Below are 18,917 nucleotides of genomic sequence, written 5' to 3' on the forward strand. Positions count from 1 at the left end.
AACTAGCGGTTTAATTTAGTCGCTAATTGGCGCGATTTTGTATTTAATAAAGTGGCGATTTAGCTTAACTTCAATGTACTGAACTTAAGTTCGGTGCTCAAGTATTTTTATTAAGATCAAATGTTTGAACAAGGTGTAGCCGGAGTTTGCACCACAACGCATTTTTTTAGGGTTTCAGCGCGCATTAAGTTATTAGTCAAGTATTTGGTGATAGTTTTACATTAACGCGTATCAACAATGACGAAGAGGGAGTCCCCATGTCAGAGAACCATCAAGAAGGTAATAAAAGACCTTCTAACAGCCAGTTGTTATTTGCCGCGATAGTTGTACTAGCGTTGATTATTGTGGCTGTGTTTGTGCTAGCACAAAAAGACACTCCATCGACGGAAAACCAAAAGGTAAAGCAAGATATTGTTGTGCCTGAACAAACAGAAACGCCACTGGTCAATACCGCAAGAGAAACACCACCTGAACAAGTGGTTGAGCCTGAAGTAACCTTGCCACCGCAACGAGAGCAAATCGAGCCAGAGCAAGTAGAGCCGGTTGAACCTGAAGTAACACTACCACCGCTTTCACAAAGTGATACAGAAATTAAAGAAGCGGTATCGAACTATCTTTCTAATCAAGCGGTAAAATTGCTGGCAGACGATGATGTGATCCGCCGTACGGTGGTTTATGTAGATAACCTAGCAAAGGGTAAAGTGGCAGAAAATCACGCACCAGTGGTGAAGCCGCAAGATGGCTTTAGCGTAATTGATGACGACATTATTATTACCGATCCTAACAGCTACGAGCGTTACACACCCTATGTCGCCATGTTCGACACCATGAGCACCGCGCAAGTGGTTAGATTATACGACCAATACAAACCATTGTTTGAAGAAGCATACGAAGAAATAGGCTACGAAGGAGATGCATTCAACGGCACGTTAACTGATGCAATCGACGAGTTGTTGGCAACACCCATTCCAGACACCGCACTGCCTTTGGTAAAAGACTCAGTTACCTATAAATATGCTTATGCAGAATGGGAGCAACTTTCTCCGGCGCAAAAGCAGTTTTTAAGAATGGGCCCTGAAAACATGAAGAAAGTGAAAAAGCGTCTAGAAGAAATCAAAATTGCGTTGAACAAATAAGCACACAGCCTCATAAAATCCACAAAAGCTTGGCAAACTGTTTAAACATCACTCAGTTAGCCAAGCTTTTTGACTTTTCCCTTGCATCCCCCTGCAATCTTCGAGATAATTCTTCCCGCGCCAAACAAGGCCCTCAATGGTAGTCTTATTGGTCCTCTCGCAACAATAGTACGTGAATCTGGTCAGGTCGGGAACGAAGCAGCCACAGCGTATGACTTGTGTGCCGGGATGTGGCTGGTAAGACTGCCACCCAAACCTCCATATTTGCTGTTTGAAGTATAAGTCTTATTCATAGTTACCAAAACTATACTAATTCCTTTATAAATCCAACTAAATGCTAGATCTCAGTTAACTAGATCAAATGGTACTTTCTCTACTAATCTTCTAAAACTCATACGTACAAGTTGGTTTAGTTGCCGTGTTAGCCACGCTCGCAAAGACAAAGTGATTGTGCTTGGCTCCGCGCAAGATATATCACCATTTTTAGTTTTTAGACACAGAACCTAAATTTAGGCAGCTGATCCTAATTTGCGATGACGTAGAAGTATTTGCAGACTTAAAAGATGACTTAAAGAAAATCACGGCCATTAATCACAGATCAAACATGAGCGATACTATGTCGCTGCTAATGGGCTATCAGCTAACTTGATGGTTAATGCCAGCAAAGAGCCTTGCAAAAGCCATGGCAATACTTTAATTGTGTAGAACTTAGAGCTTGAGCAACAAAGTAGAATAACACCTCTCGACTTCTCCATGGCAACGATCGGGCGGTTGTCAAAAGAACAAGGCGGTCCATCAACGCAAACCATCCGTAATCGCACAGGAAAGCATTTTCAGCAATTAATTGAGGCTAGCAGGCGCGACGTGTAAAAAGCCACTCTCAGTGCGCCAAAAGCCGTTATTGAACAGCAACGACCAACATATTCTCGATGCTATCGACGATCCAGTGATTAGAGCTGTTGTAGGCTCACTGATTGCCGAACGTAATAAATACCGTGATCAGCTCAATACATTAAAAGCCAACTCTGACTTATTTATAGACAGAACCAAAAGCGATAAAACCAACACCACACTTGAAAACAAACAACTGGTACCGCTGGAAGTTGAAACTATTAAAGCCGCAATTTCTGATGCGTTTTTCAATAAACAAGACTGGGAAGTTATGCCAACTGGACAAGTCAAAGATGCTGAGGTAAACGAGATCTATAAGCGTGGGTATGTGAATAGGCTTAAAAAGATACTTTGAATTTAGCTTTCATCCCAATTTATACATTTTAATTACGGCACCTAAAAAGATTGAAATAATTACAAGACAAGTAAGTAGCTGAATGCTCACTAGAAGCTTGGTTAAATAATCATTCGCTACTAGATCACCAAATGTGGTCGTTGTGGAGATCCCTATGCTGAAGAACGCAAAGTCGACAAAGCTAACCCTGCTTCTCACCAATTGAATATCATCCCTTAATGCATCAATTGCTTTTCTACGAGTTTCACTAATGATATTTTCGTAGTCATATCGTTTCTGAAAAAGCTTCTTTTTGGTATCAGATGCTTTTCTATATTCATCCCAAGTTTCATTGGACATAAAGCCTGCCAAATTTTGAAGGAGGTTCTCGGAGTTTAAGTATGCTTGATTCGCCGTCTTTGATTTTGCTTGTGCGAGTTCAACTCTTTTCTTTCCTAGTTCTTTTAAAATATCTAAATCAGCTTCTGTAGTTATTTCTTTCGGGAGCTTTTTCTCAAGAATATCCAACTGAACTTGGATAGCTTCTTCAGTATTTCTAAACGGTTTAAGCTTCTTCTCATCATAGAGTCTGAAGTTGTTATCAATTTCAGAGTTTCTTTTGTTATCTAGAGCAACTAGGCTGTCTTCCAAAATTTTCAGTTGATGTTCAATATCTAGGATTTGCAGTTCAGCTTCTCGTAACTTTGTATAGAAAATATCGTAATTTCTTTTATACGTATACAAATCAACTTGGAAGCTAGTTTGGTAATGTGGTCTATCTTCCCAAAGGAAGCTTTCAATATTCTGAAAGGGATGCACGTTTAGTTGGGGGTTGATGATGAATCTATCTGGCTTTTGCAACCACAGCAGCCAGTAAACGACCGCAAATAGAAGTACACATATCAGATAGTAGCTAAACCAACGTATAGGACTTTTCAATTAAACACCTTTAAATACTAATTATAGTGTGGGTTTGATATTTTTAACTTTTGTATGATTTAATGCTTTTTTTGAATTTTTCTCATCCCAGCTTTCTATAATGAACACGGCTGCGGTATGTGCTGCATGTACTGCTAGTCGAGCATGACGAGGTTTTATATTGTAGCGAGTTCTTCCCTCAGCATGCGCGGCACTTGCATGAGTTCGTAAGGCTCCGATACCACTAACTGTCGAAAATAACCCACTCAGGATTCGAATTAGGTCCTCGTCCTGAATCTGCCTAATATCAAAGCCAAGTTCATCTTTTATGACTTTCCAAACTCCCTGTAGGTCTTTTTTAGCAGGCATAGCTAAGCCCGCATCTTCGATAAAAGTCTTACAGACTGCTTCAAGTATGTTGCAAGCTGCCAATATTGCTTCTCTTGGGTCACGAACTAAATTTTCTATAGCCCTGTCGAATTCTGCATTGATAGCTGGTAAGTCTCGGTTTCTGATGATGGTAGATAAAGACTTTATCGGAGCACTAGCCCCATCTAAAATAAGACCACCTTGATGATATTCAAGTCCATATTTAGACAAACATTTCCTAATATTTTGAACATACTTGTAAGCTTTATTTTCAACTTTTTGAAGCATTACCTCGGTGTATTCTGATTGATAATCAGGGTTTTCCATATAATTTTCTATGAGCTTACCCAGAATATCTAAAGGTTCATTGGACTGGTTATTGACTCTTCTTAACCACTCAAGGGCTTTGACCGACTTACTACCTTCAGGCGGTTCTCCAGGAGCGTTGGAGTACATGAATAGAGAATCCATAGATGCGTGAGTTTCTAAGTTTGACAGAGCATCTACTGATACAGCGATAAGCGGGGCAGGTATCTGTTTGTTCATTTGGTATAACGCCTTGAGTTTGTAATGTAATTAAGGCTGCCAGAAGTTAATCTATTTTGACAGATGAAGTGCAATGAGAGCATTCAGTTAGTTTCTTGGAGTATGGCACATCTTCACTTGAACGGCTCCAAACATGAAAACAAAATGGACACCTAAACCACCTTGTTTCGTATTGTTTTGGCGCGGGGTTTAGGTCAATAAAATCCCTAAAAGCCCGTGTCGGTTTTCTTTTATAGCGTGGGTTTTGCTGAAATCCATAAACTGGGTCATATAACGGCTCGGTCTCTTCTGCCAATTGCTGTTGTTCCTCCCACTTACTCGTTTTTGTCCTAGAATAAGATTGTAGAGTGAATGTAAACATTGTAAAAGTAATTATTTAGAGCAAATGGTAGAGGTATAAGATGGATGGAAACAAGACGATTTAAAGATAGATAATAGCCCAATAGCTCGTTGATTACGGTTGTTATGCAATCAAAAACACTTCTCAATAGTAGCTTTGGAGCTACAACAGGTGAATAGGAATTTATGGGACCAACATGAAAAAATCACTCGCAATTGTTGTTTTTATAACCGCAGTAGTTGGCATTGCTGTTTTCGTTATTGGAGATATACAAAAGAAAACATTAAAGGAAGCAATTGCCTCTGCTGTAAATGTCGAACCAAGCAAATTATTGTTAAATCTCCCTCCAAAACATGCTCGCTTTCCGGGCTCAATACTATCCCCAAGCAATTCATCATTTATGGTTTACAGCTCGGGTGATGCTGATGATGAATCTATTTTGAGAGGTGAACAATTTACTATAGAAGCAGTTGTTAACGATATGTCCAATGTTCAGGCTGGTGGAAAAAGCAGCTTGTTTAATAATGCGTTTTCTAATGATGGACAATTGGAAGTAACTCTTAATATTAAAGATGCATTTATTGCAGAATTACCAATTGGTGCATTGAAGGAGAAAATTGCAAAAAATGTTTTAGTGCAGGCGGCTATGGAAAATAATATAGAGCCAATTATTGTAAGTCGCGCGTATGTTGGTGTCGTTGAGTACGTGGTTCGCGCGCTAAATGAGTCTGGTGTCAAAACGCTAGTTGATATGTCTAAAACTGGATATAAAGTTGAGAAAGCAAGACTTGGCTCATTTAACTTTTCAGATAATATTGAAGATAGAAAAGAAATATCATTTTCTATTAATTCGCCTATCGTATTTGCCTATGAAGTGATGGAAGCAAGTTATGTTGCTACTGATTTATCTGACAAAGGTGCGTTAGTACTAAATGAGTTGAGCTCTAGAAGAGTGGCAGAGATCGGTAATGAAAACCCTGTTCAAGAACGAAAAACGAACAATTCATTTGGAGTGGTTACAATTGCCAATGCACATTACGCTAACTTTCGGTCGTTAGATATACCGCAATCTACAGAAGCTTCTCTTTTGATGCGGCAATTCTTTGAATCTTATGACCCAGTTTTTGTAAAGCAACTGAATAGCACCAAACAAATGCCGATCAGTGATGATAAGTTATTGGATTGGACGGTGGATCTGACACTAGAGCTTCTTGAGAATCCTGTAGAGCACCTAGTGGTATATTACACAGGGCATGCCCTTTCTTTACCTAATGGAGAAATCGTACTACTTCAAGGTAATGTAAATAAAGACTACGCGGAACGAGCTGCACAGAGCTATAGCCCTTCACTTAGTGAGTCGGGAGATGGCCTTATTCTTGTAGAGCAGCTATACAATGCGCTGTCAATGGCAAACGTACCTTTCACACTAATGATCGATGCATGTTACCCAAATGATGAGATGGCTGATGCCCTTACTAGGGTTAGCATGCTATTAGGGGATAAGGAAGGAACTGAACTTTACTATATTGGTGATAGTGCGCTGATCACAAATGAGCTGTCAGATATTGGGAAGGTCATGCGGCAAATTGGGAGCAGATTTGAGTACCGCCAACAAAACAATGCTGTGATATTTTCATCGAAACCTGGTGCCAAGTCCGTATTTAAGTCTAACCCAGTTAACCCATATGGCTTTGAGTTGCCACCACTAGCTGCACGAATATTAAAATTTAGTGACGTAGTTGATTCTAATAATAGAAAAGAAAAACTATCTAAAATTGTAAGAATGAATATAGATTCATTGAATGGTGTCGGAGAAATTAGTCTAAGTGGTTCAGTTACATGGAGTAATCTTGAAACCATGATGAATTCATTGTAACAAGTAAAGCATTGTCGTGGATCATTTAGCTAATATCCAATGTAAATTTAGAACTCAATGGCCCAGAGTATATAGCATTCAATGGGACTAACTGGTCGTTGTTTCGGGCAATTTTCAGTCAGCCTATTTATGTATTTCGCGTTGTGGCGTTGTTGTACAAATTTGTTATCCGCTTATCACTGGGTAAAAAAATGGCAAAACCCATCAGTATTTTTTGTAATGCGCTGTAATGGCCTCACTCATTTTTCGTTTCTATACTTTGTACGCAGCTTGAGGGAAGGCCTTCAAGCACAAGTTCGAAAGAAGGAGTTTGTTTATGTCCAGTCCAGCGAATGTCACAATTAAGAATAGAACAAACCAATCAATTACTACGAAAGTCACTCGAGACTCTTGGGTTGAGGGTGATGGCAGTTCAATTGATGGTAAAGTAATCCCTCGAGGTGAACATGGCGTCTTTAAGGTGGTCGCTAAAACAGGCCACCATGGTGAGTTAGATATTGATTTTATTGGCGGAGACAGCGGTAACGTACTCGGTACTTTGGAAATCTTGAGTATTAAAGATCCTCAGGAAGGTGTAAAGAGCCTTGCAGTAAATGCTAACCAAAGCGAAATAGATGTGTCAGCAATGGGATATAGAAGTTCGCCTAATGATGACGAATTACGAAGAATTAATTTCTTAATTGTCTAGTCGTTAATATTGAAAAGAGTAAGGCAGTTTTTTGTCACCAAAATCTGGTTTGTGTAGTGAAAATATCATTGCTGACCTATACCTTAACTTCCTCATTAAAGTGGCATAGAGTTAACTTTCTCTATGCCAGCATGTCTTATACAGTATTTTAGTCTTTTAAAAGCGGTTACAAGTGTTGTTTTCTTTTCTCCTTGAGAAAATCAACGCAAATGTTAATGTTTTCTACATTAGACATTTACCACTATCAAGGACTGAAGCAGTGAAGATTAATTCACCACTAGTTAATTCGCAGGTCAATTTAGCCAGTAACTTAACCGCTAAAAAGGAGGCTGAGGCGCATAGCATCGAATCTCAAGCACCAAAGAAGGAGATGAACGCTGCGGCATTGTCAGCCGAAAATACGCCAGTATTAACTGAAGAAGAAATCCAAAAGCTAAAACAAGAAACTTTTGAGATTAGCAAACAAAATTATAAAGTGATGGGAGAGACGCAAGAGGCGTTTGCAACCACCTTAAGCGAGTTTGAAAAATTTAAAAAAGAACAAAGTAGCTTAAATCCAGAAATTGATTTGAGTTCTTTAGATTTATCGCAAGAGGAAGATGGCACACTAAAGCTCGTTGGTGGAAGTGTAGACGGTAAATTGCGTGAGGATCTTGAGTCTATAATTAACGAAAACAATAAGCTAAAAAATGCCTATGAACAGGTACATGAAGGACTTGCACAAATTGTTCGATTCTCTGGTGCAGATCGGCAAGGCATCGAAGCAAAGGACCTTTATGGCAATATTAGGTTGAATGAGTTAAGTAAAAGCTTCGAAAACCAATTCCATGATACGGGCTTTGGTCAGGATTATCATACACTTGAGGACAAAGTGAATAGCCACCCAATGCTGTTTGCAATGAAAATGAACGAGGCAATATATCCTAGAATTAACATAAATGTGTAATTGAGTATCGATAGCTAGGGCAAGTCTCACATTTTGTATGACGCTCAAAAGTTGAAGATAGTGATGAACGGGCGCAACTACAATACTCCAGAGTCTAAAATATTAGAGACTGCTTGTGTAAAGCCAATCGGCAAAAATTCGTTAAAATTAAATTCACTTATAAACTATGACGTTAATAAACTTTGTAGCAGAATCTAAAGCTCTATAACCATGCTTTTGCGCAGCACTAAACTTGGTTTTCTGATCAGTTTTAAGGAGATGCCAAACACCGTCATAAAAAACTTCAAGTTGACCTTCTAGAACATGAACAAGCTCTTCTGCAACATTATCATGCGGCTCTCTTAAGTGTTCATCATTTGGAATGAGAGAAATGACAAACACCTCGGTATTTTTGCTCCCGTTAGATGAATAAACAGGAGCAAATATAGAGCCTTCTTGGTTGATAGAGTTATTCGAATTCTGCGGGTCGCTCGGATCAAGTAACATTGTGTACTCTATGCCAATACCCTGCGCCAACTTCCACAATAATTCAACTGTTGGACTAGACTCAAACCTTTCAATTTGTCCTAACATCGCCTTGGAGATGCCGGTCATGTTGGCCAATTTATCTAGGCTTAGGCCTCTCTCTTTTCTGATGTCTTTTAATCTAACACCTAGGTTTTTGGAAATTTCCGATTTAACTTTCATTATGTTGTGCGTTATTGCGTACAGTGATATTGTGTGCACTATAACGCACAATGCAGCACTTATCTATTCAGAAGGGAATTACATGCCTAGTAAAACTTTTGTTTGCTTCGTTTATTTACTTTGTGTCATCAGCTCTGTCAGTGTAGCGTCAGAATATACGCCTTTAGACAACTTTATCGTTAAAGCCAAATCCGTGACCAAGTCGGCTTCAGGCACATCCGTTGTATTGATTAAGGATGGTAAAATTACTCACGAAGTTCACGTTGGTATGACGAATGTTGAAAAGCAGATCCCTGTCGATACAAATTCGGTTTACTACTTCGCTTCGACAACTAAAGCGATAATGGGGCTGGCGACATTACAGGCTGAAAAAGAAGGTTTGCTTTCTAAGGACTCTACCTTGAGGCAGCTATTTCCAAACGTTAAGTTTTCTTATATCAATCCTGACAACTACTCAGTCAGAGACTTATTGTCTCATCGCTCTGGATTAACCAATGACGCGATGACATGGACTTTTTCTTACACTGGAAACCATGATAAAAAGCAACGAATTCATTTTGTTTCCTCGCTAAAACAGCACCCGAAAATTAAAAAAGATGAGTTTGGTTACACAAACCTTGGGTACAATCTTTTAGCAATATGGTTTGATGAGAACTATGAAGGGGGATGGACAAATGCGATTAAAGATCTAGTGCTTTCACCTGCAGGAATGAAAAATTCAACAGCAGATGTTGATCAAGCAAGATTGCAAAATTGGCCTATTCCAAGCCCATATTCATATAAATTCCGAAGTGGTCAATCTGAGATTTATATGAATAAAAACAATGCGACTTTGTATTCAGTGGGTATTTTTGCCAGACCAAATGATTGGGGTAAGTTGATAACCCACTTGTTACCAATAAATGCAGAGCGCTCAGCGTTTCCCAAGTCGGTTGTAAGAGCGTCTCAACAACTACTGATTAGTGATATTGATAGCTATTTTTCCGGCTATGGATGGGGATGGATGCACTCAAAAGTGGCTGGTGAAAGTGTGTTAATGCACACTGGAGGGTTTGATGGCGCTTCTGTTCAAGTATCTTACGCTCCCGAAAAAAACCTTGGTGTCGTTGTTGTTCATAACGAAAGTGGGCTCATTGCAAATGAGTTAAATGGCAGAATAACTGAAATCGCTTATAAAATGTTAACTAATCAAGATGTGAGTAAGCTTATTGAATTCCACCAAGAGGAGATGACTGATCTTGCTGTTTATGTTGAAAAAGCAAAGGCAGCAATTGCCGCTAAAAGAGAAGACTTGTCAAAACGCCGGAGCATATCACCTTCGCTTAAATTATCACTTGAAGGTGTATACGAAAACACGGATGTTGGACAGTTGACTATTAAACAGAGAGACAGCGATTTACATCTTGCTTGGGGGGATTTACAGAGCAAGGTTTACAGTGGACAAGCAGATAATGAATTTATAGTAGAACTTAGACCGGGTAAGTTCTACGAACTAACCGCTGATAAAAGCATGTCCGTTATCGAATTAAAGGATTGGCAATTCCAAAAAGTTAGGTAATTCAGAGGTAAGGTTAGTTGCAATCTAGATGCAAATTAGTGTGACAACGCCAAAGTTGTGTAGCGGATATGCCGACAGCCCCTTTTGGAGCTCACATTAGCGTAACAGCAGCTCCAATTCCAACCCCAAAGCTTGTATAGAACTAGTGTATATAGTCATCAATTAGCTTGCGCCAAGCATCGGGCTTACCGTAATAGGCAGTATGCGGAAGCTTTACGAACGTCTCATGCTTTTCAAGGATAAGGGTTGGGTAGCCAGTAACCTGAAGCTTTTGCATTAATTGGCGGCTTTGCGCGATTTTTGTTTGCTCAGCACCTTGATTTGCCAGCATAGCTCGTTGCCAGTGGTTTTTATCTAGCCCAAGCTCAACGGCTAGCTCCTCTATAGCCTCAGCTCGGTTAACCTGTTTACCCTCTATATAGTGGGCATGCTGAATAGTTTTAAGCATGTTAAGTGGCTCTATGCCCAATTGCTCAGCGGTTATGATGGCACGAGCGGTGATGTATGAGTCAAGGAGCATCGGATCGTTACTCTTCACCCTTTGGATGTAACCTTTGCCAAACTGCGCGCCTGTTATGCTGGCTATACGCGCATCGCTTGTGAGAATGTGGTTGCGGAATGCTTTCTCTATAGATTGGTTGGCAATCATACCTCCAGGATGCAGTTCAAGCTTGAGGTCACTGTTGGCTGCAATTGCATCCAGCAGTGCAGCCGCACCATAACACCAGCCACACATGGGGTCGAAGAAGTAGTGCACTTTTACCATTTCATCTCTCCCATATGTACCTTAGCACCAATACCCAACGCCATCGGTAATCCTGCATCAGGGTAGCGTGCAGACATACTATCAATCAGTTCAGCGCTATTTTTGCTGCTGCTTTTTGCCTGACTAAAGTCGCTTAAATACTGCTGCGAGTAGCTTATGGTACTTGAATCAAGTTTGGTGCCTGCTTTCATGTGACCAGGTATTACAATCTCTGGCTTCAGTGCTTTTAACTCTTTTAATTGGCGGCTCCACGCTTGTTGACTGCGTTGGGATTGCGCATCGGCCATCCATAAGTGCACATTACCGTAGACTGCAACATTGCCCAGAATCGCTTTACTTGACGGGATCCATAAGTAGGGGCGGTGTGCCAGCTCAGATTGCGTGCCGTGGATCTCTATTTTGTGCCCATCTACAAAGAGTGTATTTCCCTCTACAACTGTTGGGATGTATGGCTTAACAGGTGCATTTTCCCCCATTTTTGGTGTCCAGAATGCTAATTTACCCGCGAGTTTTTCTTCAATCACTGCTTTTACGGCCGCTGTGGTTAGGATCTTAGCTTCAGGGAATAAAGTGTGTAGCACTTCCGCGCCAAAATAATAGTCCGGATCAGCTTGGCTGATAAAAATCGTTTTTAGGGTTTTGCCGCTGTCGAGCACTTTGGCAGCTATGCGTAGTGCATCCGCTTTGGTAAAACCCGTATCTACGACCATCACTTCACTCTCACCAATCACCAGTGTTGAGTTAACGTGGAAGCTGTTTTTGTCAGCGTTATAAACATCCAGTGTAAGTGGGGCGGTGTTTGCTGCCATCGCATTGCTTGCGAATAAAATCGATGCTGCTATCAACGTTAGGTGTTTCATATCTTTTGCCTCAATAGGTTTAGTACGGAGCAGATGATATGAAATTGATAGGCTCAGAAAAACATGCCAAACTAAACATCATTGTTTCATAAATCGAACAAATAAATGGATAGACTCATCGCTGCTAAGGTCTTTGCCGACGTTGCAATCACAGGTAGCTTTACCGCGACGGCTGATAGGCTAGATATGTCTCGCCCTATGGTAACTCGGTACATTGAAGCAATGGAAAGCTGGCTAAACATTCGTTTATTACATCGCACCACGAGAAAAGTGTCTTTAACGACAGCAGGGGAGTCCTGCTTGGAAGAAGTAAGACAGTGGCTGAGGCAAGCTGACACCATAACCGGCTTGGCGAATACTAGCGGAAAACTGTCTGGTACGGTTCGACTAGCAACCAGTATGTCTTTTGGCTTTTCTCAACTTGTGCCCGCTATTCAACAGTTTATGTCAGCACATCCTGATGTGAATATTGATATTGATTTGCAAGATTCTGTGGCCGATCTCACTGAGAGTCAGATAGATCTTGCTATTCGTATTGCCTCTGCACCGGACCCTTCTTTGATTGGTAAATCAATTGCAGTATGTGACTCTGTTATTGTGGCGTCGCCGCAGTACCTTACGAGTGCAAGTGAAATCACAAAACCTGATGACCTAGCTGAGCACTTATGCCTTGGGTATAAGAATTTTCAGCAGCATATCTGGCATTTGCGCAAAGGTAACTCACAACAGTCGGTAGCCGTAAACTGTCGTTTAACTGCGAACGAAGCGACGGCCTTAATGCACGCAGCGTTAAATGGCGCTGGTTTGGCAATTCAACCCACTTATTTGGTTAACCGCTACATCAAATCTGGCGAGCTTAAGCCGGTACTACCTGATTGGAAGCCAAGCGATATGAATATATACGTGCTCTATTCTTCGAGAAAGTATATGTCTCCAACCGTGAGGGCATTGATAGATTATTTGTCGCACTATTTTGCCAACACGCCATGGTGAAACTGCAAGTATCTTAAGAGTTACATCTTAATGTTGTTACGTTACTAGCTCGTTTGCTCAGATGAGTGGCTAACACGACGAGTGTTTTATTATCGCTATATTTCTCAATTACTTTTTACTTAAAACTAAGCCCAGCTAGTTGCTGGGCTTGACATACTTAGCAGATGTAAACTGTTGGGCAAAATTCAGGTGCGGTATAGCATGCACCGTAGTCTTTACTGTAAGCGCCGGTTCCGCCTGCTATTTCTTTCGTTTGTTTAGCATCTAGCGCTTTGTTTGCGTTAAGGTTTTTTAATTTTACTTTTTTCAGTTTCATGTTGTATCCAGTTATTTTGTTATCTTTGATTATTCGGTAATGTAGATAAATACCTATTTCTAAGTACTTATCTGTTAAATAATGTGTTTAATTTTTAAACACATTTCAAGCGGGGATGGCAAATAACTTCAGTAGATCTTTTAGTTGTTTGTTTTTTAAGTTGTTTATTATATTGAATTTTTATCAAGCAAGTAAAAATGACAGCGTTGGACTTTTGTGCATGTCAATCTTGTTGATTGTACAACCTATATCCAACCAATTGTTGCGGCAAATAGCTGCGTGCGCCTTACACATTAAAAGAAGCAATGCTAGTATCCTTGTTAGGATAACAATCGAGTTGATAAAAAGTAGGGGAGCTAATGGCATTATCATTTCAGACCTTAAGGTTGCATATTATTGAGGTTAACGACGATTTTCCGGCACTCGATCGTGAACGGCTGATAGAGCAAATTCCCCATATCCTGAGTTCTAACGTGGTTGAAAACCTTCTCCCCTATTTTCATGGTATTGATTCAACAAAACAGGCCGAAAACTGGTTTCAGCGTATGTGTTCAGAGAGCCGCTTACTGCAAGTTAAGCTTGGGCAGCATGAGACAATTGGCTTTTTGTTTGTTTACGTTGAAAACGAAAGTGATGCGCATATCGGTTACTTATTGGCTGAAAAGCACTGGGGCAAAGGTTACGCCAGTGAATTGCTGCAAGGGTTTATCCATGCAGTTACCAGTATAGAGTATTGGAGTACCCTAATTGCGGGAGTGGAGCAATCCAACCATGCTTCCATTCGGTTGCTCAAAAAGCTGGGGTTTTCACAGCAAGTGCATGATGAAAACAGTCCACTTTTCTTTGAATATGAGATCCATCGCGTCTGTTGACCTCAGCGGTTTGACTTTTATTTCCCTGAATGTGCTTTGGTCACAACGCTCGACTTGTCGTTAGTCCATCAATTGATAAAAGTAAAAAATATAACAATTGTTGTTATTTTCTTGTTAATGTAAGCGCTTACATGTTAGGTTTAACATTCAACATACGATTACACCGCGCTGAAAAGTGTGTAGTAAAGCTCGTGTGTTTGAAAAGCGCTATATTTTTCAATTGTTCGGAGTTGTTATGGATTGAAATGTAAGCGCTTTCATTTCTGCGGTTTATGAAGTGATAAAAGGATCCGTGTTTTAGTGGTTGATCACTAAAGCAGTTTTATACATTACATTTGGAGACATAAAGTGAAAACGAGTAGCAAGTTAATCGCAAAGCTCGCAAACATTAGCGTTATCAGTCTGATTGTTTGTGCGTCTTCGCAAAGTAACGCGGCTGTGGGGAATTTACTTTGGGAAGATAATTTTAATAATTTAGATACCAACACATGGAATATAGATGTCGGGGATGGTTGTGACCAAGGAATATGTGGTTGGGGTAATCAAGAATTACAGTGGTACAGTGAAAATAATGTCTATATTAGCGACATTGTAGGCGAGGTGGGAAACAAAGGCCTTGTTCTTGAAGCAAAAAATCAAGCGATAGGCGGCAAGGCATTTACCTCAGGTAAGATCCAGAGTAAGAATAAGCTTGCTGTGCAATATGGCATGATAGAGATCAGAATGAAGGTATCTGATGTCGACACGGGGCTTTGGCCTGCACTTTGGATGCTAGGAACGAGTACAGCTAGCTGGCCGGCAAAAGGCGAAATCGACATCATGGAGATGGGCCAATCTCAAGCCGCTCGTAATGATGCAGGCTTTCCCGGTGCGCCAAGCAATAACTATACAGGCTCGAACTTAATTTTTTATGCAGATGCCGCCTGCAATGAAGGTAATCCAACCTGTGCAGCAAGTGTGGCATACAAAACCGATAATGCACATTTGTCCTCAACCCCCTTAACCAATCGCTTTGTTATCTACCGTACTTATTGGACTGCAGAAACGATCCGTTTCACAGTTGAGGATAATGGGGTCGAATATGATATGTTCGATAGCCCGTTTGTTATTAGTGAAGAGTCAAATGAATTCAACGCACCATTTTATCTATTGATGAATTTGGCTGTCGGCGGGTTATTTACGGACGCGCTTAGCAATGAACAGGTGAGCGCGCCACTTCCTGGGAAAATGGTGGTGGATTATGTGCGTATTTATGAGCTAGATGGTCAAGGTGAAGTGTTCAGCGGCAATGTCACTAAGCCCGAAGTTGGCACCTTTGGTGTTTTTAGTGAGGGGCCAAGCGATAATCAGTTAGTGCCGGGAAGCAACGCGGATATTTATGTGTGGAACCAAGACTCACTCACTCAGGGCAATATCCCTGCCTATGAAGGCAATGAAGTGATTGCATGGCAATATTCGCCAACGCAGTGGTTTGGAGCCGGTATTCAAAGTCGTCAAGCGCGAGATATGAGCAACTTTAGGGATGGTTACTTAAATTTTAAGATTAAAATTCCTGCGAATGTGAGTTTCAGAATTGGCATTGCTGACACTTATACTAATGAGAACTGGATCACATTCCCCGCGAACACCAATCAGTATGGCCTTGTTCGTGATGGTCAATGGGGTGAAGTGCGTATTCCAATCACTGAGTTAGCGGGTAGCTTGGTGGCATTACAATCAATTAAAAATCACTTCAATATTGTCTCTGTCGCTGGGCAAGAACCTAACTATTCTTTTCAAATGGCAATTGACGATATTACCTGGACAGGGGGCGGTAGTACCCCTGTCGATAGCGATCAAGATGGTGTTGAGGATAGCCTCGATCAGTGCCCAAATACTCAACCAAATGAAGAAGTTGATGCGAATGGCTGTCCACTGAATAATTTACCCGATGGATTGGAACAGGTCTCTCTGGATACTTTAACTTTCTATGTTAACACTACCGGCTGGGCGGATGTTCATTATCGAGTCAACGGCGGTGTGCAGCAAAATGTCCGCATGCAAGTGATTAATGGTCGCAATGAGCTGACAATATCTGGGCTAGCAGTGGGGGATGTGGTTAGTTTTTGGTTTACTTACCAACAGGAGGACGGAACGGTCGTAGATACCGCAGAGCAGGCCTATATACTTTCAGAATCCTCAGCTGGTAACGATAGCGATGGTGATGGCGTGAATGATGGTATCGATCAGTGTCCAGATACGCCTGTGGGGGATGTGGTAAACACCGATGGATGTAGCATTTTAATCACTGAGCAACTTCGTATCGAAGCGGAAGACTATAGCAACTATTTTGATAACGATGCAGGCAATACAGGTGGCGAATATCGCAATGATGATGTTGATATTGAGCTGACCAGCGACAACGGCGGTGGTTACAACGTAGGTTGGACGTCGGCGGGAGAGTGGCTCGAATATCAGGCTAATTTAGGCGCGGGAAGCTATAATTTGACCGCACGCGTTGCCTCCCAAGTTGGTAACGGAGCGTATAACGTTGTTGTTAATGGTAATCTAGTTGCCAGTACCGTTGTGCCTGCTACGGGTGGCTGGCAAACCTTTATTAGTCAAAATATTGCGTCGATTACGTTAAATGAGGGTGTACATACCGTTCGTGTTGAAATGGCGGGTGGCGAGTTAAATCTAAACTGGCTTGAGTTCAATATCGCTGGTTCATCTAACAATGATAGCGATAACGATGGTGTGCCAGATAATCTAGATCAATGTCCCAATACACCTACGGGCCGCCAAGTTGACAGCCAAGGTTGTGAGATCAGCTTTGGCACTATTGTGCCACTTTATGATGCAACAACACCTTTAGAGCAAGCTGTGAGTTATGACCGTGGAGATGCACTAATTACGCGTTTTGCTGATCGCGGCCGAGACCGCCATGCAAAAGAAGATCAGTTTCAAATCTATGATCACTATTTATCGCATTATTGGACGCATCGAACTGCGCAATTTGAAATCGCTGATTTTGTAGCTAAAGGCGGCTCACGCATTGAAGTGACCTTTATTACAGAATGGAAACTCGGTGCGCGCGAATTTCGTGCTTGGTATCGTGGATTAGGCACAGTTGCTGAGTACCACGGTAATTACTTTGGTGGCGGTGCGGTCGTTGAGCTTGATAACGGCAGTTATGATACGAACTTTAATAAGATAAGTGATTCAGGTGATCAATATCGTTATAGAGTGATCATTGATGACTACAGACCGCTAAATTGGGACCCTGCTGCAGGCTTTTTGCCTCTTGAAGTTGGTCAGCGCATGGAGTTTGAAGTTAGCCAATTTCTTGATGCGCCACCAGAAGGACGAGAAAATTATTATGGTACAACGTATTTATACATGGTAGGTGAAGGGCTTGTCCCATGGAAAACCGTTGGCGACTTTGCTGATCCATCATCACAACGCGAAGATTCTTACCCGATTGCAGAAGCGGGGTGGTTAGGAGGCAAAACCACATTGCCATACAATTACACTAATGAGCCTGATAATCACTTTATGCAAATGGCGACCAATTTATCGAGCCAAAATGGACAGGCATTTGTTCAGGGGCGACGTGTTCACCACAGTAGTTTTGTTAATGGTGAACACGATGAACGCAACGGAGAAAATGGCGTGTTTAGTGCGGTGGTTGGAAAGTCAGGCCCACACTATATCAACGACAGTTGCGCAGCTTGCCATGTTCGCAATGGTCGTGCGGCTCCACCAGCTATTGGCGGCTCATTGGCAAAATGGGTGTTTAAAGTGGCCGATATCAATGGCAACACCCATCCCTTATTGGGGAATGTGTTACAGCCTAAAAACACAGGCATAGATACCGAGACGCAAGGCGAGGGAGATGTAACGATTGCTTCGTGGACTGAAAATAATGGTTTGCGTTCACCCAATTACCAATTTAATAAAACCACTCCAGCACGCTACTCAGCCCGTATCGCGCCTCAGCTGGTGGGCTTGGGCTTACTTGAAGCGATACCAGAGAGTGCGGTGTTAGCGTTGGCGGATGAAAACGACAGTAACGGCGACGGTATTTCGGGCAAAGCGCAGCGCGTGAACGATCCTATTACCGGTCAAACACGGTTAGGACGCTTTGGCTACAAAGCTGCGGCGGCATCAATTAAACACCAAGTCGCTAGTGCATTTAATACGGATATGGGAGTAACCAACTCGGTATTTCCAAATCCTGACTGTGGAGCATCACAATCAAGCTGCGGAGGTGGCGGTGTAGAAGTGTCTGATCAACATCTCACTGCGCTAAGCAAATATATCGCTTTATTGGGTGTAAGAGCGCAGCGTGGGCTTGACGACCCTGAGGTGCAATTAGGAAAGGCACGCTTTACCTCAATTGGCTGTGAAGGTTGCCATACAGCAACATTTGAAACCAGTGAGTATCATCCATTTGCGGAGTTACGTGCGCAAACGATCCATCCGTATACCGATTTATTATTACATGATATGGGCCCAGGTCTTGCGGATAACTTAGGTGAAGGCATCGCTAGCGGTGCTGAGTGGCGAACAGCGCCATTATGGGGGATTGGATTGTCTGCTTGTGTAACAGGTGGTGTTGATAATGTGTTAGGTGGGCAGGGCAATGAGTTTTGTACCGCTGAGCCAAGCTATCTGCACGATGGTCGTGCGCGAACGATTGAAGAAGCTATTTTATGGCATGATGGTGAAGCGCAAGCAGCGAGAGTAGCTTACGAAAGCTTGTCGGCAAATGATAAATCAGCCGTGTTGGCATTTTTAAACTCATTGTAAGTTTGTGCATCAAAGATCACGAAAGTCATG

Annotated in this window: 16 protein-coding genes and 1 other RNA gene; 11 read left to right on the forward strand and 6 right to left on the reverse strand. The window is 41.7% G+C overall.

The genetic code is table 11. From position 1 onward, the window contains the following. The first annotated feature begins 257 nt into the window (after nt 1-257). The 4 genes from DS891_RS13520 to gmtX (DS891_RS13530) all read left to right on the forward strand — a co-directional run bounded on the left by DS891_RS13520 (nt 258) and on the right by gmtX (DS891_RS13530) (nt 2,382). Entirely contained in the window at nt 258-1,136 is an 879-nt protein-coding gene (locus tag DS891_RS13520; protein ID WP_174170046.1) for a DUF3014 domain-containing protein, read from the forward strand. Between the two features lie 146 nt (nt 1,137-1,282). Next, nucleotides 1,283-1,379, forward strand: an RNA gene (gene ffs, locus DS891_RS13525) — signal recognition particle sRNA small type. 510 nt (nt 1,380-1,889) lie between these two features. Further along, nucleotides 1,890-2,006: a gamma-mobile-trio protein GmtX gene (gene gmtX, locus DS891_RS24845; protein ID WP_368032198.1), complete on the forward strand. Its 117-nt coding sequence runs from the start codon at nt 1,890-1,892 to the stop codon at nt 2,004-2,006. Continuing rightward, nucleotides 1,981-2,382, forward strand: coding sequence for a gamma-mobile-trio protein GmtX (gene gmtX / locus DS891_RS13530; RefSeq protein WP_174170047.1), 402 nt, complete (start codon nt 1,981-1,983; stop codon nt 2,380-2,382). The genes gmtX (DS891_RS24845) and gmtX (DS891_RS13530) overlap by 26 nt, the downstream gene beginning before the upstream one ends. 9 nt (nt 2,383-2,391) lie before the next feature. Here gmtX (DS891_RS13530) and DS891_RS13535 read toward each other — a convergent pair whose 3' ends face one another. Continuing rightward, entirely contained in the window at nt 2,392-3,300 is a 909-nt protein-coding gene (locus DS891_RS13535) for an ion channel (protein WP_174170048.1), read from the reverse strand. Between the two features lie 21 nt (nt 3,301-3,321). Next, the gene (locus tag DS891_RS13540; protein ID WP_174170049.1) at nt 3,322-4,194 is read right to left on the reverse strand and encodes an abortive infection family protein; all 873 of its coding nucleotides are present in this window, start codon (nt 4,192-4,194) and stop codon (nt 3,322-3,324) included. A gap of 536 nt (nt 4,195-4,730) precedes the next feature. Between DS891_RS13540 and DS891_RS13545 the strand changes: the two genes are divergently transcribed. From DS891_RS13545 to DS891_RS13555, 3 genes are all read left to right on the forward strand, one after another. Then, nucleotides 4,731-6,410, forward strand: a complete 1,680-nt coding sequence (locus DS891_RS13545) for a hypothetical protein (protein ID WP_174170050.1) — start codon at nt 4,731-4,733, stop codon at nt 6,408-6,410. 316 nt (nt 6,411-6,726) lie between these two features. Then, nucleotides 6,727-7,098, forward strand: coding sequence for a hypothetical protein (locus DS891_RS13550; RefSeq protein ID WP_039497169.1), 372 nt, complete (start codon nt 6,727-6,729; stop codon nt 7,096-7,098). 259 nt (nt 7,099-7,357) lie between these two features. Further along, the gene (locus DS891_RS13555) at nt 7,358-8,044 is read left to right on the forward strand and encodes a hypothetical protein (RefSeq protein WP_174170051.1); all 687 of its coding nucleotides are present in this window, start codon (nt 7,358-7,360) and stop codon (nt 8,042-8,044) included. Nucleotides 8,045-8,197: 153 nt separating this feature from the next. Here the strand turns inward: DS891_RS13555 and DS891_RS13560 are convergent, their stop codons facing one another. After that, complete coding sequence (locus DS891_RS13560) at nt 8,198-8,731, reverse strand: helix-turn-helix domain-containing protein (protein ID WP_017216057.1); 534 nt, start codon at nt 8,729-8,731, stop codon at nt 8,198-8,200. A gap of 82 nt (nt 8,732-8,813) precedes the next feature. Between DS891_RS13560 and DS891_RS13565 the strand changes: the two genes are divergently transcribed. After that, nucleotides 8,814-10,289: a serine hydrolase gene (locus tag DS891_RS13565; protein WP_174170052.1), complete on the forward strand. Its 1,476-nt coding sequence runs from the start codon at nt 8,814-8,816 to the stop codon at nt 10,287-10,289. Nucleotides 10,290-10,431: 142 nt separating this feature from the next. Here DS891_RS13565 and DS891_RS13570 read toward each other — a convergent pair whose 3' ends face one another. After that, nucleotides 10,432-11,055: a DsbA family protein gene (locus DS891_RS13570; protein ID WP_174170053.1), complete on the reverse strand. Its 624-nt coding sequence runs from the start codon at nt 11,053-11,055 to the stop codon at nt 10,432-10,434. Further along, the gene (locus DS891_RS13575) at nt 11,049-11,915 is read right to left on the reverse strand and encodes an MBL fold metallo-hydrolase (RefSeq protein ID WP_174170054.1); all 867 of its coding nucleotides are present in this window, start codon (nt 11,913-11,915) and stop codon (nt 11,049-11,051) included. The genes DS891_RS13570 and DS891_RS13575 overlap by 7 nt, the downstream gene beginning before the upstream one ends. A 105-nt stretch (nt 11,916-12,020) precedes the next feature. Here DS891_RS13575 and DS891_RS13580 point away from each other — a divergent pair, with 105 nt between their 5' ends. After that, nucleotides 12,021-12,908 carry a LysR family transcriptional regulator gene (locus DS891_RS13580; RefSeq protein ID WP_174170055.1) on the forward strand — a complete coding sequence of 296 codons (888 nt, stop codon included), beginning with the start codon at nt 12,021-12,023 and terminating at the stop codon, nt 12,906-12,908. A gap of 157 nt (nt 12,909-13,065) precedes the next feature. Here the strand turns inward: DS891_RS13580 and DS891_RS13585 are convergent, their stop codons facing one another. After that, nucleotides 13,066-13,224, reverse strand: coding sequence for a hypothetical protein (locus DS891_RS13585; RefSeq protein WP_157782784.1), 159 nt, complete (start codon nt 13,222-13,224; stop codon nt 13,066-13,068). A gap of 359 nt (nt 13,225-13,583) precedes the next feature. On the opposite strand from DS891_RS13585, the gene DS891_RS13590 reads away from it, so the two are divergent. Both DS891_RS13590 and DS891_RS13595 read left to right on the forward strand, forming a co-directional pair. Beyond that, a complete protein-coding gene (locus DS891_RS13590; RefSeq protein ID WP_174170056.1) occupies nt 13,584-14,096 on the forward strand; it encodes a GNAT family N-acetyltransferase in 513 nt (170 codons plus the stop codon). A 348-nt stretch (nt 14,097-14,444) separates the two neighbouring features. Continuing rightward, a complete protein-coding gene (locus tag DS891_RS13595) occupies nt 14,445-18,887 on the forward strand; it encodes a di-heme oxidoredictase family protein (protein ID WP_174170057.1) in 4,443 nt (1,480 codons plus the stop codon). Nucleotides 18,888-18,917 lie beyond the last annotated feature (30 nt).

The sequence above is a fragment of the Pseudoalteromonas sp. JC28 genome, assembly GCF_013319255.1.
Classification (GTDB): Bacteria; Pseudomonadota; Gammaproteobacteria; order Enterobacterales; family Alteromonadaceae; genus Pseudoalteromonas.